This is a genomic window from Paenibacillus rhizovicinus (assembly GCF_010365285.1).
In the GTDB taxonomy this organism is placed as follows: domain Bacteria; phylum Bacillota; class Bacilli; order Paenibacillales; family Paenibacillaceae; genus Paenibacillus_Z; species Paenibacillus_Z rhizovicinus.
Map to the genome: position 1 here is coordinate 545,743 of NZ_CP048286.1, position 22,657 is coordinate 568,399.

General features: G+C 54.7%; 22 protein-coding genes, 1 pseudogene and 2 riboswitches. Of the genes and pseudogenes, 4 read left to right on the forward strand and 19 right to left on the reverse strand.

The features are described from left to right. Positions 1-298 precede the first annotated feature (298 nt). Both GZH47_RS02480 and GZH47_RS02485 read left to right on the forward strand, forming a co-directional pair. On the forward strand, positions 299-721 hold the full coding sequence (locus GZH47_RS02480; RefSeq protein ID WP_162638380.1) for a hypothetical protein: 423 nt from the start codon (positions 299-301) through the stop codon (positions 719-721). Beyond that, on the forward strand, positions 718-1,794 hold the full coding sequence (locus GZH47_RS02485; protein ID WP_162638381.1) for a phosphodiester glycosidase family protein: 1,077 nt from the start codon (positions 718-720) through the stop codon (positions 1,792-1,794). Before GZH47_RS02480 ends, GZH47_RS02485 begins: the two co-directional genes overlap by 4 nt. A 107-nt stretch (positions 1,795-1,901) precedes the next feature. Here GZH47_RS02485 and GZH47_RS02490 read toward each other — a convergent pair whose 3' ends face one another. Together GZH47_RS02490 and GZH47_RS02495 are read right to left on the reverse strand one after the other, a co-directional pair. Continuing rightward, a complete protein-coding gene (locus GZH47_RS02490) occupies positions 1,902-2,882 on the reverse strand; it encodes an aldo/keto reductase (RefSeq protein WP_162638382.1) in 981 nt (326 codons plus the stop codon). Between the two features lie 16 nt (positions 2,883-2,898). Then, positions 2,899-3,294: pseudogene (locus tag GZH47_RS02495) on the reverse strand (MerR family transcriptional regulator). A 327-nt stretch (positions 3,295-3,621) separates the two neighbouring features. Here GZH47_RS02495 and GZH47_RS02500 point away from each other — a divergent pair. Further along, positions 3,622-4,326 (forward strand): C40 family peptidase, encoded by a 705-nt coding sequence (locus GZH47_RS02500; RefSeq protein WP_162638383.1) that lies wholly within the window; start codon positions 3,622-3,624, stop codon positions 4,324-4,326. A 172-nt stretch (positions 4,327-4,498) separates the two neighbouring features. On the opposite strand, the gene GZH47_RS02505 is transcribed toward GZH47_RS02500, so the two are convergent. The 3 genes from GZH47_RS02505 to GZH47_RS02515 form a co-directional block, all read right to left on the reverse strand. Next, positions 4,499-5,482 carry an aldo/keto reductase gene (locus tag GZH47_RS02505; RefSeq protein WP_162638384.1) on the reverse strand — a complete coding sequence of 328 codons (984 nt, stop codon included), beginning with the start codon at positions 5,480-5,482 and terminating at the stop codon, positions 4,499-4,501. 122 nt (positions 5,483-5,604) lie between these two features. Continuing rightward, positions 5,605-5,916 (reverse strand): heme-binding protein, encoded by a 312-nt coding sequence (locus tag GZH47_RS34005; protein ID WP_225446338.1) that lies wholly within the window; start codon positions 5,914-5,916, stop codon positions 5,605-5,607. Then, on the reverse strand, positions 5,835-6,620 hold the full coding sequence (locus GZH47_RS02515) for a DUF817 domain-containing protein (RefSeq protein ID WP_225446339.1): 786 nt from the start codon (positions 6,618-6,620) through the stop codon (positions 5,835-5,837). Before GZH47_RS02515 ends, GZH47_RS34005 begins: the two co-directional genes overlap by 82 nt. 170 nt (positions 6,621-6,790) lie before the next feature. Here GZH47_RS02515 and GZH47_RS02520 point away from each other — a divergent pair, with 170 nt between their 5' ends. Further along, positions 6,791-7,861 carry a permease gene (locus GZH47_RS02520; RefSeq protein WP_162638385.1) on the forward strand — a complete coding sequence of 357 codons (1,071 nt, stop codon included), beginning with the start codon at positions 6,791-6,793 and terminating at the stop codon, positions 7,859-7,861. 107 nt (positions 7,862-7,968) lie between these two features. On the opposite strand, the gene GZH47_RS02525 is transcribed toward GZH47_RS02520, so the two are convergent. The 14 genes from GZH47_RS02525 to GZH47_RS02590 all read right to left on the reverse strand — a co-directional run bounded on the left by GZH47_RS02525 (position 7,969) and on the right by GZH47_RS02590 (position 22,575). Then, on the reverse strand, positions 7,969-9,186 hold the full coding sequence (locus GZH47_RS02525; RefSeq protein ID WP_162638386.1) for an extracellular solute-binding protein: 1,218 nt from the start codon (positions 9,184-9,186) through the stop codon (positions 7,969-7,971). 97 nt (positions 9,187-9,283) lie between these two features. Next, complete coding sequence (locus GZH47_RS02530) at positions 9,284-9,499, reverse strand: hypothetical protein (RefSeq protein WP_162638387.1); 216 nt, start codon at positions 9,497-9,499, stop codon at positions 9,284-9,286. After that, complete coding sequence (locus GZH47_RS02535; protein ID WP_162638388.1) at positions 9,492-10,043, reverse strand: RNA polymerase sigma factor; 552 nt, start codon at positions 10,041-10,043, stop codon at positions 9,492-9,494. Before GZH47_RS02535 ends, GZH47_RS02530 begins: the two co-directional genes overlap by 8 nt. Continuing rightward, positions 10,043-10,762, reverse strand: a complete 720-nt coding sequence (locus tag GZH47_RS02540) for a hypothetical protein (protein ID WP_162638389.1) — start codon at positions 10,760-10,762, stop codon at positions 10,043-10,045. Before GZH47_RS02540 ends, GZH47_RS02535 begins: the two co-directional genes overlap by 1 nt. Positions 10,763-10,897: 135 nt before the next feature. Then, positions 10,898-11,380 (reverse strand): hypothetical protein, encoded by a 483-nt coding sequence (locus GZH47_RS02545; RefSeq protein WP_162638390.1) that lies wholly within the window; start codon positions 11,378-11,380, stop codon positions 10,898-10,900. 211 nt (positions 11,381-11,591) lie between these two features. After that, complete coding sequence (locus GZH47_RS02550) at positions 11,592-11,825, reverse strand: S-layer homology domain-containing protein (RefSeq protein WP_162638391.1); 234 nt, start codon at positions 11,823-11,825, stop codon at positions 11,592-11,594. Further along, positions 11,773-12,369, reverse strand: a complete 597-nt coding sequence (locus tag GZH47_RS02555) for a hypothetical protein (protein WP_162638392.1) — start codon at positions 12,367-12,369, stop codon at positions 11,773-11,775. The genes GZH47_RS02550 and GZH47_RS02555 overlap by 53 nt, the downstream gene beginning before the upstream one ends. Positions 12,370-12,653: 284 nt before the next feature. Continuing rightward, positions 12,654-12,850: riboswitch (cobalamin riboswitch) on the reverse strand. A 96-nt stretch (positions 12,851-12,946) separates the two neighbouring features. Next, positions 12,947-14,395, reverse strand: coding sequence for a serine hydrolase domain-containing protein (locus tag GZH47_RS02560; protein ID WP_162638393.1), 1,449 nt, complete (start codon positions 14,393-14,395; stop codon positions 12,947-12,949). A gap of 27 nt (positions 14,396-14,422) precedes the next feature. After that, positions 14,423-15,625: an enolase C-terminal domain-like protein gene (locus GZH47_RS02565; RefSeq protein WP_162638394.1), complete on the reverse strand. Its 1,203-nt coding sequence runs from the start codon at positions 15,623-15,625 to the stop codon at positions 14,423-14,425. 116 nt (positions 15,626-15,741) lie between these two features. Next, positions 15,742-16,536 carry an SDR family NAD(P)-dependent oxidoreductase gene (locus GZH47_RS02570; RefSeq protein ID WP_225446340.1) on the reverse strand — a complete coding sequence of 265 codons (795 nt, stop codon included), beginning with the start codon at positions 16,534-16,536 and terminating at the stop codon, positions 15,742-15,744. A 50-nt stretch (positions 16,537-16,586) separates the two neighbouring features. After that, positions 16,587-18,338: a Rieske (2Fe-2S) protein gene (locus GZH47_RS02575; protein WP_162638396.1), complete on the reverse strand. Its 1,752-nt coding sequence runs from the start codon at positions 18,336-18,338 to the stop codon at positions 16,587-16,589. A 1,066-nt stretch (positions 18,339-19,404) separates the two neighbouring features. Beyond that, a riboswitch (cobalamin riboswitch) is annotated at positions 19,405-19,600 on the reverse strand. A gap of 159 nt (positions 19,601-19,759) precedes the next feature. Next, the gene (locus tag GZH47_RS02580; RefSeq protein WP_162638397.1) at positions 19,760-20,842 is read right to left on the reverse strand and encodes a Gfo/Idh/MocA family protein; all 1,083 of its coding nucleotides are present in this window, start codon (positions 20,840-20,842) and stop codon (positions 19,760-19,762) included. A 145-nt stretch (positions 20,843-20,987) separates the two neighbouring features. Then, the gene (locus GZH47_RS02585) at positions 20,988-21,272 is read right to left on the reverse strand and encodes a hypothetical protein (protein ID WP_162638398.1); all 285 of its coding nucleotides are present in this window, start codon (positions 21,270-21,272) and stop codon (positions 20,988-20,990) included. A 22-nt stretch (positions 21,273-21,294) separates the two neighbouring features. Next, complete coding sequence (locus tag GZH47_RS02590; RefSeq protein WP_162638399.1) at positions 21,295-22,575, reverse strand: ArsB/NhaD family transporter; 1,281 nt, start codon at positions 22,573-22,575, stop codon at positions 21,295-21,297. Positions 22,576-22,657: the final 82 nt, after the last annotated feature.

The window sequence follows — 22,657 nt, forward strand, 5'->3', positions numbered from 1 at the left end:
TCGGCTCTATCTATTAGGGTATCCTCCTTTGTAACATACTAGGTCCAAAGTGGTGCGAAGATGTTCGCTTCGATTAGATCGTATAAGATACATCGTACACGATACATCTTGTCCGATTTATCATATTGTTTTCAATTTCACTTGTCAACTATGCAGGAAACGGTTCGATTCGCACTTGATTTCTCTCCGATCCTGTTTCCCTCCCTATGATTTGTGGTAAACTATAAGTTCTAATTGGTAGACTATAGTTATAGGTAGACAGATTGTCCCCGAACAAAGGTAAGGAGAGATTCAAATCATGGAAACGAACATCCAGACGACGGCAACACGTACTGTCGAAAGATCGGCCCGCAGGTCTAGGTCATCCGTTCCGCTGTTTCTGGCAGCCTGGGTACTGTTGATCGGCGGCGGCGTTATCGGCACCGTATGGTATACCGGGCAGGTAAAAGCCAAATTGACTCAAGACATCAGCGTGCAGACGGCGCAGCAAATTACGGCGATGCAGCAAAATTACGATAAGCAGCTCAAAGAAATGCAGACGCGGTTCACGGGCGAGCTGACCACGGTGCAGGGCAAGGTCGACGCGCTCAACGAGCTGCTGCAATTCACGAAGGATAACGCCAATTCCAAAACCGACAACAGCAATAAGCTGTTCTCGCAGCTCAACGAGGTCAAGAAGGAACTGGCCGCGCTGCAAAAGAGTTTGGACGTGTTGAAATGACGCTGACCGCCGTGAAGCGAATCAACCGGTTCTGTCTGATCGCCTGCGCGCCGTTCATCGGGCTGGTCATCTGGCTGATGGCCGCGGATCTGTCGATCACGCTGCCGGACAGCGCATTTCCGGAACTGGCTGTGACGCAGGTGAGCGTTTCATCGGATACGACGAAGCTGACCGCCGGCTTGGATCAAGCCAAATCGACGGCGCTTGGAACCGCCAAGTCGCTCAAGAAATCGATCGAGCTCTATTTGGCAACAGGCAAAAGCATGAACGCCATCGTCTCGCTCGCCATCGCGCAAGCCGACAGGCCTTATCATATCTATGACCGCCGCATTACGCGGAAAATCGGAACGCCTGCGCAGCAGATCGAGTCCGACATCGTCCGCGCGCAGCTGTTTGCGATCAAGGCGGAGCACTTCAACGGCTACGCGCTGAAGGTGAAGCTGAAGTCGCCCGACGCGATGAAGATGGTGCTCGGGCAGGATAAGAACGGCGGAGCCGAGACGACGCTCGCGGCCGCCAAACGCTACCATGCGATCGCCGGGGTGAACGCCGGCGGATTCGCGGACGACGGAGGCAAACGCTATCCGCTCAGCACCACGGTCATGAACGGCAATTATTTGAACGGCTTCGAATCGTCGTATAAGGATTTGTTCTTCGTCGGGCTGAACGACAAGCTTGAGCTGATCGGAGGCAAATATACGAGCAAGGATCAGCTAAACCAGGAAAATCCGAGGTTCGGCGCCTCCTTCGTGCCGGTACTGCTGCAAGACGGCGCCTTTCAGCCGATACCGCTTAAGTGGCAGACGAGTCCAACGCGCGCTCCGCGTACGGCGATCGCGAATTACAAGGACGACCAGCTGCTCATTCTCGTCATCGACGGCCGCAGCGAGAACGGAAGCTCGGGCGCGACGCTGCAAGAAATGCAGATTCTGCTGCAGCGGTACGGCGCGATCGATGCCTATAATTTGGACGGCGGAGGCTCGTCCACGCTCGTCTTCGACGGCCGGGTCGTGAATCATCCGTCGGACGGCCAGCTTCGTCCGGTACCGACTCATTTTCTCTTTTTCGAGTAATGTAGCGAATAAACAGTTGAACGGAAACTCAAAAAGAGCCAATTCATACCATGCTTAGGGGCAGGTGTGAATCGGCTTTTTCAATGTCTTCATGGCCGGCACACGGCTTACACCGCGCCGACTACCCGATGCGGTACATACAGCTCTTCCAACGACGTCACTTCATCCGCCGTTAAGGAAATCGCGAACGAGCCTGCCGCCTCTTCGAGCTGGGCAATGGACGTAGCGCCGATGATCGGAGCGGCGACGGGTTCTTGCTGCAGCAGCCAGGCCAGCGCGATTTGAACGCGGGGAACGCCGCGGCTTGCTGCGATCGCGGTTACCCGGTCTGCGATCAGGCGGTCGGCATCCGCTGTTGCATCGTATTTCATCTTCTGCGCTTGATCGGTTTCGGAACGCGGCGTCGTGCTGGACCATGCGCGCGCCAGCCTGCCTGAAGCCAGCGGGCTGTAGGGAATCACGCCGACTTCTTCCGCTTTGCATAGCGGCATCATCTCCCGCTCCTCTTCGCGATAGATGAGGTTGAGGTGATTCTGCATCGCAACGAACCGGGTCCATCCATTCCGTTCGGCTGCGTGCAGCGCCTTCAGAAACTGCCATGCATACATCGCGGAGGCACCGATATATCGTGCTTTCCCTGCCTTTACCACATCATGCAAGGCTTCCATCGTTTCTTCGATCGGCGTATTGTAATCCCAACGATGAATCTGGTATAGGTCTACATAGTCCGTGCCTAATCGCTTCAGGCTCTTATCGATTTCGCTCATAATGGCTTTCCGCGATAAACCGGCGCCATTCGGCCCCGGCTGCATCCGGAAATGCACTTTCGTTGCCAGGACGATTTCATCGCGATTGGCATACTCCTTCAATGCTCGTCCCACGACTTCCTCGCTGGCTCCGACCGAATAAATATTGGCCGTATCGAAGAAATTAATGCCGAGATCGAGCGCCTTCTTAATGATCGGGCGACTGTTCTCCTCATTAAGAACCCAGGGATGCGTCCATCTCTCGGCTTCGCCAAAGCTCATGCAGCCCAGACACAGTCGAGAAACGTCCAAGCCCGTATTTCCGAGTTTCGTATATTCCATTTCAAGTCCTCCGTTTCTATTCAACTGTCGTCTCGGTTCTCGTAAAACTTCTTTCCTTCTTGCCTATGGTCTGCTCATACCTGGCGATCTTATCGTTCAGCCGGTCCACCGTTGTCTTCATCTCTTCCATTCGGAGGAGGAGTTCATTCCGCTGCTCGATCAGTATCTCTTTTCGATTCTCGACGGTTTCATCGCCCTGCTGGAATAGCCGGACATATTCGGTCAAAGCCTCGACGGGAAGTCACGCGCCGCGCATGCATTTAATGAATTCCACCCATTTAAGGTTGTCTTCGGTATAGTCCCGTATGCCGTTGCTGCTGCGGTTAACGGGCGGAATGAGTCCGATTCGCTCGTAATAGCGAAGCGTATCCTGAGTCAGCTCGAAATTCGCGCTCACTTCAGCCATCCTCATGCGGTCTCGCCCCCCTCTGAAGCCATTATCGCACTTGGAGTTAACTCCAAGTCAAGAGTCAGTGACAGTAACGTGAAAAACCGTGCAGGATCCGGCGAGAAACGGGGATGTCTGCACGGTTTTCGAATACAACCGCCTATGTAATCGCTTTTTTGCGCTTGGCAAGTATAAAATGGGCCGTGATTCTAATGTTTTTCTAATAAAACGTTCTAAACCGAGTCTTTCCGCCATGAAGCCGAATCGCTAGTAAATGCTGGGCATTTTATCCGTGGTATAGTGTTTTCAGGCGATCAGCGCCGAACACAAACCAGCTTACGGGAGGACAACATGAACAACATCAAACTTAATGGTCGTGTCGGCCAAACATTCGCAGGTATCGCGCTATCCGTAACGATTGCTTTCACGGGAAGCTTAATCATAACGCCTCAAACTACGCATGCAGCGACGGCTAGCTCCAAAACAACCTCGACTGCAAGCAAAACTACAACTACAAGCGATACTGCAACTACAAGCGATACTGCAACTACAAGCGAAACCACAAACACAAGCAAGGCTGATCAAATCATTGAAACGGGTAAACAATTCATTGGTATTCCGTATCATTTCGGCGCGGTATCCGGCCGAACGAACATGTTCGATTGCTCTTCGTTCACCCAGTACGTGTTCAAACAGAACGGGATCGATCTTCCGCGTTCGTCGAGAGAGCAAGCGAAGACCGGTAAGGCGGTAACCAAGGATCAGCTGCAGCCGGGCGATCTGGTCTTCTCGGATACGAATCACGACGGCGTTATTAACCATGTCAGCATCTATATCGGCGACGGCAAATTACTGCACACTTACCGCGTAGGCATCGGCGTAACGATTTCCGAATTCGACGGCAGCGCTTGGGACCGTTCGTTTGTAACCGCGCGCCGCGTTATTGCGGAACAAGACCAGTCGGCCGATACGCCGGACGATTCCGCGACAACGGATCAGCAAGATAATGGGGATGCACAAGGAACGAACTCCGGTTCTGATAATCAAACAGGATAACGAGTAGCAGCTGGTGCTTTGCAGTTTCGCATAGCTCTGCACGATATGTAGTATGATGCTCGACACTGCGAATCATTCGTATACCGTTGAATCATGCTGCTTCACCAATGATGAAGGGAGCCCCGTAATTCCGGGGCTCCCTTCATTGCATTTGCTCGCTGCCTTAGCTCGCTTAATAAGCACCGCGAATGTGGTCGTGAACCTGTTCCGCGTAAAATCTGCGCAGCCGCTCGTGCTCTTCCGCACTGAACGGATTCGCGGACCTCACACCCAGGTTATCCTCGACTTGGCGAACATTCTTAAATCCCGGTATGACGCAGGTGATTTCCTCATAATCCAGCAGCCAGCGAAGCGCTGCGCGCGTCATGTTGCCCCGGCCTTCCGCGATCCAGTCCAGCTGGGACGCAAGCTCGACGCCTTTGGCAAACGGCAGACCCGCGAACGTTTCGCCGACATTGAACGCCGCGCCGTCACGGTTGAAATTCCGATGGTCTTCCGCTTCGAAGGACGTATTCGCCGCGAATTTGCCGGTCAAGAGGCCGCTGGCGAGCGGCAGCCGGACGAGCAGACCGACGCCGCGCTCGCGAGCCCGGGGAAGAAGCTCCGCTATCGGCTTCTGCCGGAAGATATTGAAAATAATCTGCAACGCCTGCACGCCGGATTTCTCCAGACAGAACAATCCTTCTTCCACCGTTTCCACGCTTACGCCATAGGAGCGGATTTTGCCTTCCCGCTGCAGCTTGTCCAGCACTTCGAATACCGCGCCCTGCTTCAATATTTCAAACGGCGCGCAGTGAATCTGGTACAGGTCGATCGTCTCGCGTTCCAGTCGGCGCAAGCTGTCCTCGCACCACTGTCTCACCTGCTGTTCCGAATAGGTTTGCGGATCGCGGATATCTCCCTGACGGCAAAATTTCGTCGCGATGCGGATCTTGTCTTCCTTGCCTTTCGTGGCGCGGGCAAGCAGCCGCTCGCTCCTTCCGTCACCATAGACATCGGCCGTATCGAAGAAGTTGACGCCCTCCTCCATCGCCTTGTCCAACGCACGAAGCGATTCGTCGTCATTCGTCTGCCCCCAAGAGCCTCCGATCGCCCAAGTTCCGAAGCTGACTTCGCTGACATCCATACCCGTTCTGCCGAGCGGACGTTTATTCATCAATGGATCCTCCCTATTCGAGTCCTGATTTCCCACCGAGAATATTGTAGCAAACGAAGCCATTGCTCTACCAGCATCCTAGCAGCCAAATTCGAAACGTTTCTTCTGGCCAACAGAAACCCTCACCCGACAGGCCCTGCTAATTCAGCCAAAACCTTCACGGCAGCGTCGGCCACTTCCACGTCCTGCGCGCTAGTTCCGCCGCTGACACCAATTCCGCCGATCAGTTTATTACGGCAAAATAGCGGGATTCCCCCGCCAATATCGTTGCCCGTCCTCGATTGGTTGTGTCGATACCGTACGCGTCGCCGCCGCGGCCTGCGGTTCTGGTGCTGCGCCTGGCATTCGAACTTCAAATGCTCTTGTCCCGGCCGGCCTTCACGTGCTTGAGCTGGGCAACGATGATGACGCTGATAATGACGAGAAGGAACCACGAGCTGATTTTGCTGACGTGAACCAGCTGCCAGGCCTGATCCTGGTCCGGATATCTCCATCCGTTGAAGAACGTCGCGATATTCTCGGCCAGCCATATAAAGAAGCCTACGATCAGGAAAGCCAATGACAGAGGCATCCGATACGTGCTGCTCCGCACCCGATAGATGATCCATGTCCGCCGGAAGACGAGAAGCACCAGCGCCGTCAGCCACCATCGGAAATCCGGTATGAAATGATGGGTGAAGAAGTTCAAATAGATCGCGCCTCCCAGCAATCCCGCCGATACGATCCCCGGCCATCCGGTCATGTCCATCCGCAGCCTGCGCCATACCTGACACATGTAGCTGGCTACGCTTGCATACATAAACCCGCTGTACAGCGGTACGCCGAACAATTTCGTCAGCCCGGGCTCAGGGTACGACCACGATCCCATCCTTACCTTATAGATTTCGAGAAGCAAACCAATGATATGGAATACGCCAATGACTTTCATCTCGTCGATCGTCTCCAGTCCGCTGCGGTACATCAGATATTGGACGAGAAGCAGGACGAGAAGCACGAAATCGTAACGGTACATGAATGGCGGCGCGACGATGCTGGTCAGCGCTAACGTTCCGAAGATTGCAACGGGGAATAAGCAGCTCATGCCCTGCTGATAGGCGAAATGCAGAAGCTGACTAAGGGGTTTCCATGCTGTACGCACACGATGCACCTCGCTTTTCTTCGAAAATCATTCTTTGAATATAGCATAAATATATCGTTTTACAATATATTTTAGTTGTTTTGCGTATATTCCAATTCGTTATCGCCTGAAAGCAAAGGCAGGCTTATGTTATAATGTGGACGGTTTATCATCATCCGTGGAGGTTAGCTATGACAAGACAGAACGGGGCGGCAATTACCCCGCATAGAAGCAATCGATTGCTGATTTTGCTGGTCGTTTTATTTCTCTTGATCACGATTGCCGGCTTAAGTTACGTCAAATGGTGGCCTTATTACCATAAAGCAATCAACGCGATCAACACGCATACCATAGGATCGTCCATCCTGACGAACGGCGAGCTGAATCCGCCTACGCCTTCGTGGTCCGCCGCCTGGGACTATGCGGTCAGCTACTACAAGGCAGTCTGGAAAGCCGCCGTACTGGGCATTGTGCTTGGCTCGCTTGTCCAAGTGCTCATTCCGTCGGGGTGGCTTCTCCGCTTGCTTGGCAGAAGCTCGTTCAAAAGCACCGTCATCGGCGGATTAGCCGCCGTGCCTGGCATGATGTGTTCCTGCTGCGCAGCACCGATTGCCGTCGGCCTGCGCAAGAAGAATGTTTCTGCCGGTGCCAGCCTGGCCTTCTGGCTCGGGAATCCGCTCATTAATCCGGCGACGCTCATCTTCATGACCGTTGTGCTCTCCTGGAAATTCACGCTGATTCGGATCGTTTTCGGGCTGATCATCACTTTCGGCGTCAGCTATTTTGCAGGTCGTCTGGCGGGGAAGGTCGAAGTACCGGAAGAAGTGTTGGAGAAGACGGCCCAGCATGAAGAAGCAAGTCCCATGTGGAAACGCTGGATCCAAAGCATGTGGATGATGATCGTCCACCTCGTGCCGGCGTACTTCATTTCCGTATTGGTACTGGGGGCAGTCAGAGCGTGGTTGTTCCCTTCGCTCGGAAGCGGAACGTGGGACGGATTTCTTATGCTCGTCATTTTCTGCATCGCGGGCGCCTTGTTCGTTATTCCGACCGCTGCCGAAATTCCGATCATTCAGACGTTTCTATCGCTCGGATTCGCGGCAGGACCCGCAGCTGCGCTGCTTGTTGTCCTTCCGGCAATCAGTCTCCCTTCGATGCTCATGATTCGCCGTTCGTTCCCGGGTCGCGTTGTAGCCGTCGTGTTCGTTTCGGTCGTCGTTCTGGGCCTAATGAGCGGAATTGTCGGCGCGTTGATTTTGTAAGTTGAAGACTGAGGACATGCGCAGCGCAACCTAAAATAACCTAAGCGAATAGCAAAACAAGAAAAGGCAGCCTGCCATTGAATCGTCAATGGGGTTGCCTTTCTTGTTTACTTCGGAACGCTCGTTCGTTTCGACCGGTCGATGGAGAAAGCCAAGCCACGATCCAGCTTCTCGGCAAGCTCGTCCAATGCGGCGCTAACGTCGGCTCCGTCATGCAGTATGCGAGCCAAAGCCGGGTTCGCATGTTCCCGGAGCAGACGTACCGCCTCGCTCGATGCGGAATGCGGGAGCGGCCCGGCAAAGGCCAGCTCGGCAAGCACGCGCTCGCGAAGGGGATGCCGATGATGGCCCGCTTCTTCGTAAACGGATTTAAGCGGAGCGATGAAACCGTCCGTCACGAGCCGTGTCAGCTCGTTGCTCGAGCAGGTCAGCTCCGTCAGCAGCTGGAAGGCTAATGCCGGCTCGGCGCTTCCGGATGCGATTCCGAAGCCGCTTATCCACGGCTCGTTGGTCCTTTCCGTTGCCGGATCGCGCGGAAGCGAGGCAATGCCGAGACGCCGGCCGAGTATCGGCTCGATTTCATGCAGCATGATCATATAATCAAGAATCATCCCCGTCTTACCCTCGGTCAGGTCGCCGTGCGTGAACCAATCCTGCGTTGCCGGGCTCAGCTTATGCTCGCGTACCAGCGCTGCCGCCATCTTCACAGTCTTCACGGCAGCTTCGCTGTTGGCGTAACCCGACGCCTTGCTGCCTTCCGGCGACAGCCAGCTTGTCCCTGAGGATAAGAGCAATAGTCCGATATACTCCCAATCGAACGAAAGCCGCGCGGCGAAACGGTCCTGCCCCTCGCAGGCATTCGCCGTTTGCAGCCACTGGGCGGTTGCGATAAAGTCCTGCCACGTCCATCCGTCCGCCGGATCTGGAATGCCGGCACTGCGGAACCATTCCTTGTTATAGAAAATACTCTTCACCGTCGCACTGATCGGCAATCCGGCTAGTCGTCCGTCCACTTGCAATAGGCGCCATAGGGCCGGATGAAATAGCAGCTCCAGCTGATGCGTATGCGCCCATGCCGTTAAATCCAGCAAACGCCCATTGCGGCTGCAGTCAACAAAATCTCCGTTCGCTAATTGCACCAGATCGGAGCCGGAGGTACCGTCTTGCAGCCCTTCGCGAATTTCGCGATCCGGCAGAAGCCGCACCTCAACGCGGACCCCGTCATGCGCTTCTTCGAATCTTCTTGCCGCTTTCTCGACCGCCTCGAGCTGCCAATCCTCATAGATGTCAATTCTAAGCTGAACGATGCCATTGCTATTGTCCATGCTCGTCCTCCTTAAGTTTAGAGACATCAAGAAACAGCGGCGGTTATTGACTGATGAACGAGTCAATAACGGCCGCTGTTTCCTGCCCGCTTACGCTCTATACCGCCTTGGATGAATGGAAAGGAATATGGTCGATGAACCGGCTCCACCAGGCGTATCCTAGATCCTCCGCTAGGATGATGACATCCTGCAACACGACGGATTCTTGGGTCTTGAACGTATTCCACACCTGCTCGGACCAATCCTCTAACAGTTGGTCTAAAATGTCGTCCGCATCGGAAGCCAAGGCGTCCTTACCCGTACATTCACTCATTCGAAGTCCTCCTTACGCCGATTGGTGCCGATTCAAGCAGCTTCAGTTTCTCGGCAAGAAGCCTGCGCGCTTGCGCGATTTTGTACCGTATCGTTCCGGGCGGCTGGTTCAGCACGATGCCGATTTGCGCGCTGCTTAATTCGCCCAGCACTTTCATCAGCAGAATGCAGCGCAATTCTTCCGGCAGCCCGTTGATATGCGTCTCTATATCCCTCAAGCGCTCCCGCCCCGCAAGCACGCCGGAGAGATCTTCGGCGCTTGCGCCGTCTCCGGCGGATGCTGCCTTCAGCTGCAAACCCACCTTGTTTCGGTGCGCGCTGCGCCGATAATGATCCTTGAGTCCATTGGAAGCAATCGAGAATATCCAATAGAGCCGCTCCTCCGGAGGGATTTTCGCAACGATTTCGATGCGGTTCCATATTTTGAGGAAGCTGTCTTGAAGCAAATCCGCGGCGAGCTCCTTATGGTTCGTTCGGCCGAACAGATAGGAGTAAATCGCCTTCGAATGCGCGGCATACAATTCCCGAAACAAGTCCTTGTTCATCAGGCACCTGGCGCGTCCGCGTCATCTTTCCCGGTAATATCGCCGAGTTTGACTTCAGCGAGCAATTGAAGCAGCGGAACGAGCGGTTTCGGCGCCGTCAGGTTGCCGATCAAGATCAGTTCGCTGACTTTCTGTTTCATCAGCGCGATGTCAACGTCCTGCTCGATTTCGTAATTGCCCACAAGCGCCATCGACATCGGACTGTCGATCAGCTCGAAGAAGGATCTGGAGAAGCTGTCGTTGCCGATGAAGATACGGGGCGCATCCGACTTATAATAAATAATTTGGCCGGTTAACCGCGTGAGTTTGGCGCTAAGCAGCGCTTCGGATCCTTTCGGCGCCAAGATTTGCCCGGCTATAATGATATCTCCGTACCCCACGTTTACGATCGGAGACGAAATAACGACTTGACCCGCAATGACGAGAATATCGTCGGGAGAGCCGCCCGCATTGGAGAAGACCTCGCCGCTTAACGTGAGCTGACCGGTATACAATTTCATTTTGGCATCGGGGTTCGTCGGTTCGGGCAGCGATACGGTCAGGCCGACATTTCGTTGAGGAACCTTCATCAGCGCATCCGACAACGACTGCGGTACGAGTATAAGTCCGACGTTCTGAATGAGCGCGATGCCCGACAATTCATCCGTTTTCTTCCCCGTTAGATCGAGCATGCCTAAATTTTCAATGGTTACGCCTTGGCCTTGCGTGATCGATTCCATTTCTAATTCCTCCATCCGTTAGTGGCTTACAACTAGAATAACGTTTACATCGGCCAACTGTTGGCGTTTTTCATTAAAAAAACAAAAAAACCCTGAAACGTCATGCAGCATGAACGCCTCAGGGGTATCTCTTCCTTATTGTTGCAGCAAGTAAAACTCGCGGTAGAGCTGCAGCAGCTCGGACTCTTTCTCCCCAATAAGCCGGGAAAGCTCCTCCAATCGATACGCTGCAGCGTTGCGGCCGCCGTTCGTCCCATCGTCATTCGCATGATCGGTTCCATCCGGGAAGGCAGCAGCCGAATCAAGTTCCCGTTCATTGCGCAGCTTCATGTTGTAGCCGAACGTAATGGTCACCCATTCATCGGCTTCTGCCCGTCCGAGCGCGCGATAGATTTCGATATATTTCTCAAATATGGAACTGACGGTTTGCCTGCGCTCCCAGCCCATCATCCCCATCGTATCTTTCGCGTGGTATACGGCCTGCATCAGCTGAAAGTCGTTCAGCTTGCCGCGCGTGCGCTCAATCTGCTCCATCTCCTGAATGAAGACAGAGAAGATCTGATAAAATAGCTCCGATTCTTTGATCATCTCTTGTTCCGTAATGATAGGCCGGTCCATAGCCGCTCCCCCTCCCTTACGTCCTATCCGTAACCGTTGCCCGCTCTCTATTAACCCGTTATATAACATTCGCAGCATTTTCGAGATTTCAGGTCATTCTCGACGGTTGGATGAAATTGGATGCGAGGAAGCGATAGGACGAAGCAGCTTTTCCGCCTCTCTATCAATGACGCAAGGCCCGCGAATAACGCGGACCTTGCGTTAGACTTCTTTATTTGGCGCTGTTCTGGCCGTCTTGCTTGTACGCATGCGCCCGCATGGCGACGACGACTGCCATTTCGCGGGTAACGGATTCGCGAGGGGCAAAGAGGTTATCCGATCCCCGCATCAATTGCAGTGCCGCGATCGTCTGCACGTCGGATTTGGCCCAAGCGGATATGAGGTCCGTATCTTTAAGCGGCGCGGACAATGTGGCTGGCGGGTTGAACGGCACTTTGCCCGGCATAAGGAGCTAAGGCCGTCAACGTCATGCCGGTCATGTCCGGGTCGCTCGCGCTAGGCGTCCAGTTGAAGCCGCCGTCGGGGTTTACTTTGGACAATACGGCTTCAACGAGCTTCTCCCTCGTCCATACCGCATTGTCGGGTACCGCGTAATGGCCGCTGTCTAATGCAAGGAGTGCGAAATCCAATCCGTTCAACGTGCTGATCGCGGGATAGGAATAAATTTGTTCGACCAAATTGTAGCCGGCGAATTTGGTCGCATCCTGATGCGCCGCGGTCATGCCGATCACCGTACGCTCGTAGTCGGTGGCCGACGTGAAAGTGCCGTGATTGGCTGCCAGTTTCTTATAGAGCGCAGAGCTGTATTTGCTCGGGATCGCCTTGCCGGCGGCAGATAATCCGGCAGCCTGCCAGTCATCCAGATTGGCGGTACCCAGCACCGCTTGCGAGACGCTAGCGATGGCGGCTTCTACTTGCTGAAGCAGCGAGTCATTCGCGGGTTCCGGATCATCGGCATACACCTTGTACGCGGGACCAATGGCAGTCATGAATAATACAGCCGCCAGCATAATGGTCAACCATCGCCCGTTTATTTTTCTTGCATGGTCATTTGTTGCATGAGTTCCCATTCCCATCCTCTTCTCTACTCGATATAGCTAGTCTTGCACACGGTTTGCAAACCTTCGCCGACAAACAAAAAAACCGCCCTGAATAGGGCGGTTCAAATAAATGCAATACAAAGAGAACCACATTGGCAATGAAAGCTCTACCGCTTCCATTCCGGCGCATGCGTTTCCAAGATCATTTCCAATTCCCACCCCCCGGAGAATTAAGAAACATTCGCGTATAGGCAGGTCTCCTGGCTTATGAATCATCGCTTCTCCAGCCTTCCCGGTTCTTCAAGAACCAGTGGCACCGTGTGGAGTCGCTCCTCAATTACAGTGGCGGGACCGCGCCGGATTTTAACCGGACTTCCCTTTTAAGCAGGCTTGTCAGCTGACAACCTGCACCTTTACGGATCGAAAGTATTCAATTTTCCTGATAATCATAACGGCTTTTGAGAGAGATGTCTATCTCTATTATCAGGACCCTCCCGTTGGGAGAGTCCTGTCCGATACGTTTGCGCTAGATTCGGCTGCCTTTGAAAGGCGCCATTCCGTTCGACGGACCGAAGGTAACATTCGGTTTGACCTCGAAGACGATGTCGCTGCCGTCCAATCGGCAATTCAGCGCGTGGCAGAACGGCGTCTCCAGATAACGGATCGTTAATTCCAGGGAATCCGCGTCGATCCACGAGAAACTGGCTGCGATTCGCTGTTCTACGCCTTGGTTCATCCGGGACACTTGTTCGATCCAAAGTTCCCGGCCGCAACGAAACTGGTGATCCCCGTCCGGTTCGCGCATCTCGATCACGGCTTCGTTCTCTTCGAAGCGAATGTCGAACGTCTCCCATTTGAACATATTTTCGTCCAACCGGTAACTTCCGGCGATATCGCTTTCTCGCGGAGAAGAAGCCGCATGTATGGGAGCTGGAATAGCCAGCTGCCGGATCTGCTCGGCTAGCCGGGCTGCCGCTTCCCCATCTTCCGCCAACGGCGCCGCATCCATGGCTGGCAGCAGATGCGTCCATGCGGCGTTCATGACGCCTTGCATGTCGTTGGTTCCGGAAGTGATGGCCAAGACGGCTTGTTGCTGCGGCATGACGATGCAGAATTGTCCGAACGCTCCGTCCCCGCGATACGATTCATGCCGGCATTGCCAGAATTGATAGCCGTACCCTTGCGCCCAATCGCTCTCGCCGCCATCTCCATTCTCGATTTGCTTGGAAGTCGCTTCCGCGATCCACTCCTCGGAAATGATACGTGCTCCGTTCCACAGCCCTTTCTGCAGATACAGCTGTCCGAACTTGGCGATGCTCTCCGTGGTCAGACTGAGTCCCCATCCGCCCGAGGCAATGCCTCGCGGGCATGTTTCCCATGTCGCGCCGTAGATCCCGAGCGGATCCAATAGGCGAGGCTGCAAATACTCGAGAAGAGATTGGCCGGTCACTTTGTGCAAGATGGAGGATAGCATATACGTGGCTCCGCTGTTATACACGAAATGCGTTCCCGGCTCATGCTCGACCGGTCTCGCCAGGAATGCTTCCGCCCAATTACCGTTGGTTTGCTTGAAGAGCGCATCGGTCGTATCTTGCGCGTGCCCCGTGCCCATCATCAATAAATGGCGAATGTTCATGTGCAGCAAGTTCGGCGACGCATCGCCCGGCGTTTCGTCCGGGTAGTACGACACCACTCGATCGTCCAGCGACAGAAGTCCTTCCGATACGGCGAATCCGATCGCCGTGGACGTGAAGCTCTTGCTTAGCGAGAACAGCAGATGCGGCAGTTCGGCCGCATACGGCCGCCACCAGCCTTCGGAGACGACGAATCCGTTCCTGACCAGCATGAAGCTGTGCAGCTCGAGATTTTGCGTGCGTATCGTTTCCAGGAAATCCGAAATGGCCGACGAGGGGATGCCTTGCGTTTCCGGCTGGCTTCGAGGTAAAACAACTTCGTCCTGCGTGCTTACGCGCATGTTATGCCGCTCCTTCCCATGAACAAGTTATGGTCTAACGGAAGTTCCATCCGGCGTACGGGCCAGCGTCCATTCTGGCAGACGGTTGTGGCACGGGTAGTCGGCTGCCTTCTTCTCATCGATATCGATGCCGAAACCAGGCTTATCGTTCGGGTACGCATAGCCGTTCCGGAGTTCCGGGCAGCCCGGGAATACGTCTTGGATTTTCTCCGAGAAGCCGTACCACTCTTGAATGCCGAAGTTGATCGAGCTGACATCGAGATGCAGATTGGCCGCGTGTCCGACCGGCGATACGTCGCCAGGGCCATGCCAAGCGGTGCGAACGCTGAACGCTTCGCATAAGGTGGCGAGCTTCTTCGCCGGCGTCAGCCCGCCGATCGCGCTGATATGGCAGCGAATGAAGTCGATCAGCCTGTTCTGGATAAGCGGCGTCCATTCCCGCGGATGCGTGAACAGCTCGCCCATGGCGATCGGGGTCGATGTCTGGCTGCGCAGCGTCTCGAACCAGTCCAGCTGTTCGGGCGCCAGCGGATCCTCCAGGAAGAACAGCCGGTACTCCTCGAGCTGTCTGGCCAGCCGGACGGCCTCGATCGGAACGAGCCGTTCGTGAATATCATGCAGCAGCTCGATCTCCGGGCCTACCGCGCTGCGGATGTGCTCGAACATGCGCGGTACGCTGCGAAGATAGGCGCCCGGATCGAAATACGCGCCTGGCAGCGCATTGTCCGGCTGGTGAAGCTGATGACCCCGGCCGCCATAGCCGCCCATCTGAACGCGAATGTAGCGAAGTCCCTGTTCCATGAACTTGCGCACGTTGTCTTCGACTTCCCGCTCGTCCCGGCCGTCGGCATGCCGGTAGACCGCCGCAGCTTCCCGGCATTTGCCGCCCAGCAGCTGGTAAACGGGCAGTCCTGCGGTTTTCCCTTTAATATCCCATAGCGCCATGTCGATCCCGGACAATGCATTGTTCAGTACGGGCCCGTTGCGCCAATAGGAGCTGACCATCGCGGATTGCCAGATATCTTCGATGCGGTGCGGATCTTTGCCGATCAGGAACGGTTTCAAGTATTGCTCGATCGCCGTAGCGACCGCAAGGTAGCGCTGCGTGAAGGTCGCGCAGCCAAGTCCGTACAGGCCGGGCTCGGAAGTTTCGATTTTGACCACGACAAGATTGATGCCTTCCGGCGCCGTCAAGATTACTTTCACATCGCGAATCGTTAACTCAGACATGCACAAACACGCTCCTAGTATTGGATTATTGGATGATTGGGAGTAGATAGATAGATAGATAGATAATAGATAGAAAATTAGATGGATAGTTAGATAATTAATCGTATGATTTCGGCTTAATTGTTCCATCCCGTACTGCTGCTTCGTTCCGGCATGCCAGGCAAAATCAATCCGCCGTCGACGCGAATCGTCATGCCGGTCACGTAGCTGGATTCCTCGGAGGCCAGCCATGCGACGGCGTTGGCGACATCCGCCGGCGTACCCATGCGTCCCAGCGGGATTTTCTTCCCTAGCGCCTGGTAGCCTGCATTCCATTCCGGAATATCCCGGACTTGCGTGGCTCCCGGGGCGACGCAGTTCACGCGGATACCGTGCGCGGACAGATCAAGCGCGATCGATTGCGAAGCGCGCGTGTAGGCCGCTTTCAACCCGCCGTAAATGGCATCTCCCGGATAAGCCCGCTCGGCGCGTGACGAAGTGATGTTAATGATCGAGCCCTGCAGCTGCCGTTCCACCATATGGTTGGAAATCGCTTTCATGATTAGCATCGGAGCGCGGAAATTGACGCTGTACAGGCGATCCATTTCCTCGGCGTCGAGCTGCGTAATCGTTTTGAACCTCGTGAAGCCCGCATTGTTGACCAGCACATCGATTTCCCCGAGCGCTTCGATCGCGAACGCAGCCAGCTCGCCCGGCAGGTGAGGTTCGGCCAGATCTCCTTGAAAAACGTGGCAGGCTCGGCCGAATTCTTGCGTAATTCGCTCGGCTACTTCCCCGGCTTTGTCCGGTTCGGCAAAATGGCCGAAAGCGATATCATACCCGAGCGATGCCAGCTTCAGCGCAACGCCCGCTCCGATCCCCATGCTTGCGCCCGTGACAAGCGCCGTTCGATTCCGTGTGGGTTGCTCCATTCTCGTCCTCATCCTCCTGTTCGAAACACGCCGCTGTCTTGCTTCGTTGCTTATTCCTCAAACAGTTTCTCGCCTCGGTAAAGTCTCCAGGCAATTCTCGCGGTGTGAGGCGTTTCGCGGGCTGTCGGCGCATGGGCCGCCAAGTAGCGCGTCGCGGCGAGCAGCAGCGTTTCCTTGGCTTGCTCGGCATAAGGATCATTCCGGTCGCTCCAGCTATCGTAGGCGGTCATGGCCGCTTCATAGAGCTGGAACGTATGGAATTCCGCGTCCTCTCTCAGCAGCGCGTGACCAAGCGTATTCATCAGCGCCTGGCGGTCTCCGCCCGCATGCAAATAACGAGCGACCCAAGCCGCCGCCTCGTTCACCTGCTGTCTCTGATCCATCAGCTGCAGCAATTCATCCAGCGCCGGAGGCTGGTCAGCCGGAGCAGGCTTCGGCCGTGCCGCCGGAGGCATGTTGAGGAAGCGATCCAGATAGACGCTGATGGCGCCATAGAATATCGCCCGAGGCTGCGGCCGCCGCCCCCGGGAAGCGGTTTCATGAACGGCTTGGGCATACGTGAACGTATGTAGAACCGCGATCCAATCGCCAAAATCATTTTGCGTGTGAAACCGTACGATTCGCTCCCCGGCAGCCAGTACGACCAGGCGCGCCAGCTGAACCGGATCTTTCCCGTCCTTCATCCATTCCAGCAGCGCGTCGATCGTCGTCAGAGGCTGATCGCCGAGCAGCACGGCAACCATCTTCTCTTCTTCTTCCGCGGTTACCGAAGGATAGGCAGGTTGTTCTTCGAGATGAGCGGGAAGCTGACGGAACGCATCGCGAAGCGGCTCGACCAAATTGATCGGGGCTTGCCATTGATGCAGCTCTTCGCTTCTGGTCGGATTGCCGAGCAAGGGAACCAGCGAAGCGAGCACCTGCGCTTTCTTCTCCGGACGAACAAAGCGCAGCGACTCGAACGCTTTATTATGGAAATCCAGCGTATGGCCGCCATCCAGATAGAAGTGATCCGTGACCGCCGTGAACATCATATCCGCGAGCTCCTCGTCGGAAGCGCCCTTCGAGATGGCGGTGAGCAAGATTCGCTCTGCTCCCTGCGTATCCCTCACTTCGATGCAATTCCGGTACCAGGCCGTCAGCCTCTCCTGGGATACTTCCCCGCTCGGAAGCTGGCCGAGCAGCGGGCGCTCGGCCCGGCCGCTGCTGCTGCGCGCCGCATGGTGCAGCCCTTGGTACAAGGCGAGCAGCTTGCCCATCTTATCGAGCTTCGGCAGGACGCGCGTCATCGCCGTCAGAATCGTAAGTCCCGAATTCCAGCCGCCGCTTAAGCGCGTTCCATGCTCAATGCCGATCCGGGCGATCTCGACGGCCGGGACGCCGGATTCCAGCAAGCCGACGATCGCTTTCGCGATGACGATGCCGATGTTCTGTTCCAGTCCGCTCTTCAACCGGTCCAGCTGCTTGTCCGAATCACGGACGGTCCGGGAACGCGAGTGAACCCATACGTCGTCCTCCTCGATTCGCACTTCATGCGAGGGGACATCATCTGCCCAGGGGTCAAATGTTCCGCCGCTGCATACATCGAATCGCGCATGATGCCAATGGCAAGTCAGAATGCCGTCGCATAAGCTTCCGACATGCAGCGGAAACCCCAGATGTGGACATCGGTTATCCACGGCGTAAACCTGGTCTTCATGATGGAAGACGGCGATGCCGCCTTTAATGACAGTTGCTCGCTCTTGTTGAATTTCTTGCAATGTTCCAGCGAATATCCAATCGGACTTCTCCGCTTCGGCAGGCATTGACAACAAACTCCTTTCGGCTCGCATAGGATAAGCGTTCACCTATATTGTACCAGCCGAAAGCGCTTTCGGAAATGAAAAATGACGCCATAATAACAAAACTACGTTTCCTTCCGAGGACGTTCTTCGTTAAATATGCGGGCAGCGATAGCTGACCTATGATTCTTTACGGGACGATATGCTCCTCCGTCAATAAAGCGGGCACGAATTCCTGTTCGAAAAGGTAGGACGAGTCGTAGCCGAACGAGCTTTTTGGGCGTTTGCGGCGCCGCATTGCGTTGGCACCTCCTCGCAACCTAAGTTGTAAGAGATTTCGTACAAAACGCCAGCGTTGGACTTACTCGGGCGCTGCTTTGTACGATTTTTCGTACAAAATACCAGCGTCGGGCTTCCTCGCACGCTGCTTTGTACGAGTTTTCGTACAAAATTCCAGAGTCTGGCTTTCTCGCACGCTGCTTTGTACGAGTTTTCGTTCAAAAGCCTGGCGTTGGGCTTTCTCGCACGCTGCTTTGTACGAGTTTTCGTACAAAACGCCGACGTTGGGCTTTCTCAGGCACTCCTTTGTACGAGTTTTCGTACAAAATGCCGGCGTCGCGCTTTCTCGCACGCTGCTTTGTACGAGTTTTCGTACAAAATGCCGGCGTCGCGCTTACTCTCACGCTGCTTTGTACGAGTTTTCGTACAAAATGCCGCCGTCGGGCTTTCTCGCACGCTGTTTTGTACGAGTTTTCGTACAAAACGTCGGCGTCGCGCTTCCGTGGGCGCTGCGTTGTACGATATTTCGTACAAAACGCCACCGACGCGCCACCTCGCCAGGCTGCGTTATCAATCGCCGCTCGGATCTGCCCGTCCAATCACTTGCGAACAACAAGGCTATCTTGCCGGAAGTCGGATAGGAGAACGTTAAAGTGAATACCTTTCCGTACTTGTTCATAGAAGCCTCCTCTGGCCGAAATCGCTTCGGGAAAAAAATAAAGCCCTTGATTCATATCGAATCAAGGGCCGGCGCTGCCAATCTACGATTGAGACAGCAAAAAAAAAGCACTGCCCCCATCATCCGCAGAGTCCGTGAATACAAGTCAAGGCAGGTCTCCTGGCTATGCGTCATCGCTCCTCTATACCTTCCCGGCTTCGCTGGCCAGTGGTAAATCATAGATCGGCTCTTCATTTACAGTGGCGGGACCGCGCCGGATTTACACCGGACTTCCCTATTAAGCAGCGCCAGTCTTGCTCCGGCGTGCACCTGGACTTACGTTATTCAATTATTATTCATCAAATAGAAGGATAGTGTCTTTGTCTATCAAACGAACCTGAAACGAATGTGAAACTGGCGCCAGCCTCAAAAAAAAGAATCCGCGGCATTCGCGGATTCCTTGTCCTATCAAATCATATCATCGCTAGCAGCTGTTGCCCGCTCGCTATTAACGAGGCAGTTCGATCGACACTTCTCTGCGGGCTTCCGCGGAACGAAGCACGCCGTCGATGATGGCTTGTTGAATCAGGATTTGCTCGCCCGGAATCGGAGCCGGTTTGTTGTCCCGAACCGCTTCGGCGAAATCATGCACTTTCTGATCGAACAGATTCAATTGATGCTGCACGAGCGGAATTGGCGTTGCCGTTTGACCGCCGAATTCATCGTGGAACATCGTGATGGAGCCGACTGCGCCGTCCCATACGCCCGACCAGTTGCCCGAACCCGCAGGCGTTACTTTCAAGCCCGCATCCGTGCCGAGGAACATCGTCGCGCCAAGCGTATCCATGTGCATCGCCCAGGAGATTTTGAACTGCAGGACGAGATCGTTCTCGAAGCGCACCATCGCCACGCCGAAATCTTCGACTTCGAACTTGCTCGCTTCCGGGTGATACAGCTTATTCGTACCGAAATGGTTGGACGTGAATGCAGATACAGTGAGCGGACGCGGATAGCCAAGCGTGTTCAGCGCCATATCCAGCGAGTAACAGCCGATATCGGCCATCGCCCCGGCTCCTGCGAGCTTCTTGCTGATGAACGTGCCTCCCGGCATGCCGCGGCGGCGTCCGCCGCCTGTCTCGACGTAGAACACGTTGCCGAGACGTCCGGATTGCACGATCGTTTGCAGCAGTTTCATGTTCGGATCATAACGCGGCTGGAAGCCCAGCGTCAGCATTTTGCCGCTCTCCTTGGCCGCCTGCGTCATTTCAATGCCTTCTTGAAGCGTGACGGACATCGGCTTCTCCAGCAGGACGTTCTTGCCCGCGCGCAGCGCATCGACGGTTGTCACGTGATGCGAAACGTTCGGCGTGCAAATGCTGACGCCGTCCAGCTCCATGCCGAGCAGCTCCGTATGGGTGTCGAACGAGGCCGCTTCCGTCAAACCTTCCGCTACCGCAAACGCGGACGCCTTATCCGGAATAACGTCAGCCACGCCTACGATTTCGACGTAAGGCAGTTTTTTGTATGCGGAAACATGCGCTCTCGCGATGCCCCCGGTTCCGATGATTCCGATCCGAAGCTTTTTGCTCATGGTTCGATCCTTCTTCCATATGAATGTGTTTGAATGAATAATGACTCTTATAGGATACAGAACGACAATAGCACATCGAAGGGACAATGTTTACTTCAACTTGATGTCACCAAACTAAGAATTTGCGACAAAGCAGCATCATGCATTAATCAGCAGTCCATTCGACTTGCAGCAGCACATGCTGCTTCATGAGCTGCAGGATGAAATCGGTATAGTACTGCGGCTTAACGATGACGCTGTACCGTTGATCCGGATAGGCATAGAACAAAACATCCGTATAGACGTCGTCCTCGTCAAAGAATGCGCGAACGGACTTCACTCGCGGCAAAAAGGTTTCTGTATCCTTCACTTGAATATGAAACTCGATGTCGTCCCCGTTGTTCGTTTCTTGAATCTCGATCCGACTGCTGTCATAACGATAAACCAGCATTGTCCTCGCCTCCCTATTCTGCTTACATCAAATAACGAAGATAGATATATGCACTCGATAATAGAATCGACAACAGCATCAGCGGAAATGCGATTTTCAAATAGGCCATGAAACGAATCGGATAGCCTTCCTTGGCGGAGAGACCCGCGGCAATGAGATTGGCGCTGGCTCCGATCAACGTACCGTTGCCTCCGAGACAGGCGCCGAGCGCCAAGCTCCACCACAGCGGCTCCAGATTGCTGACGCCCATGTTCCCCATTTCTTGAATCATCGGAATCATCGTGGCGACGAACGGAATGTTATCCAGAAACGCGGATGCGATCGCGCTCAGCCACAGAATCAGCATGGAGGTTGCGGCGACATTGCCTCCCGTAAGCTCGATTGCTTTGGCAGCCAAATCCGCAATGACGCCGGTTTCGACCAAGCCGGATACAAGCGAGAAGAGACCGATGAAGAAGAAGATGGTCATCCACTCCACTTTGCTGAACGCCTCTTCCATCCGGTGCTCGCCCGTTAACAGCAGCAGGATGAAAGCGCCGCATAAGGCGACGGCAGCGGATTCCACATGAAGCTGCTGGTGCAGGAAGAAGGCGGCGATCGTCAGTCCCAGCACCGACAAGCATTGGATCAACAGTCTGGAATCGGTGATGATTCCGCTTTGTTCGAGCGCCATGATGTCCTTCTTCCGATCCGGCGTCGTTTGAATTTGCTTCCGAAACAGCAGGAAAAACAGTGGGATGTAGGAAGCCATGATGATGATAACTATCGGCGCCAAATTACTGATAAACGCCATGAACGTCAATTCCTTCACCGCGCTCCCGATCATGATATTCGGCGGGTCGCCGATCAGAGTCGCCGTTCCGCCGACGTTGGAGGCAAGGATCTGGGTCATCAGGAATGGAATCGGCGTGACCCGGAGCTGCCTGGTGATGCTGAAGGTGACCGGAACCATCAACAGTACCGTCGTAACGTTATCCAAGAAGGCCGAGCCCACGGCCGTGATCAGCGACAGCAGAATCATGATTCGGACAGGCTCTCCTTTCGCCTTCTTGGCCGCCCAAATCGCAATGAATTTGAAGAGCCCCGTATCGGCCGTAATCGAGACGATGATCATCATGCCGATCAATAGGCCCAACGTATTGAAATCGATGTGATGGAGCACCGTATCCTGATCGACGATGCCGAATACGACGACGAGCAGTCCTCCGAGCATGGCGACGATCGTCCGATGGATTTTCTCCGAAATCAGGAGCGCGTACGAAACCAGAAAAATAAGAATCGCCCAGATCGCTTGTTGTTCCATTATTGCCCTCCCCTTCCTTCTACTCGCATAGGTTTCCCGAAAAAAGACAAAAAGAGCCCGTCGATGACAGGCTCCTCCGGAA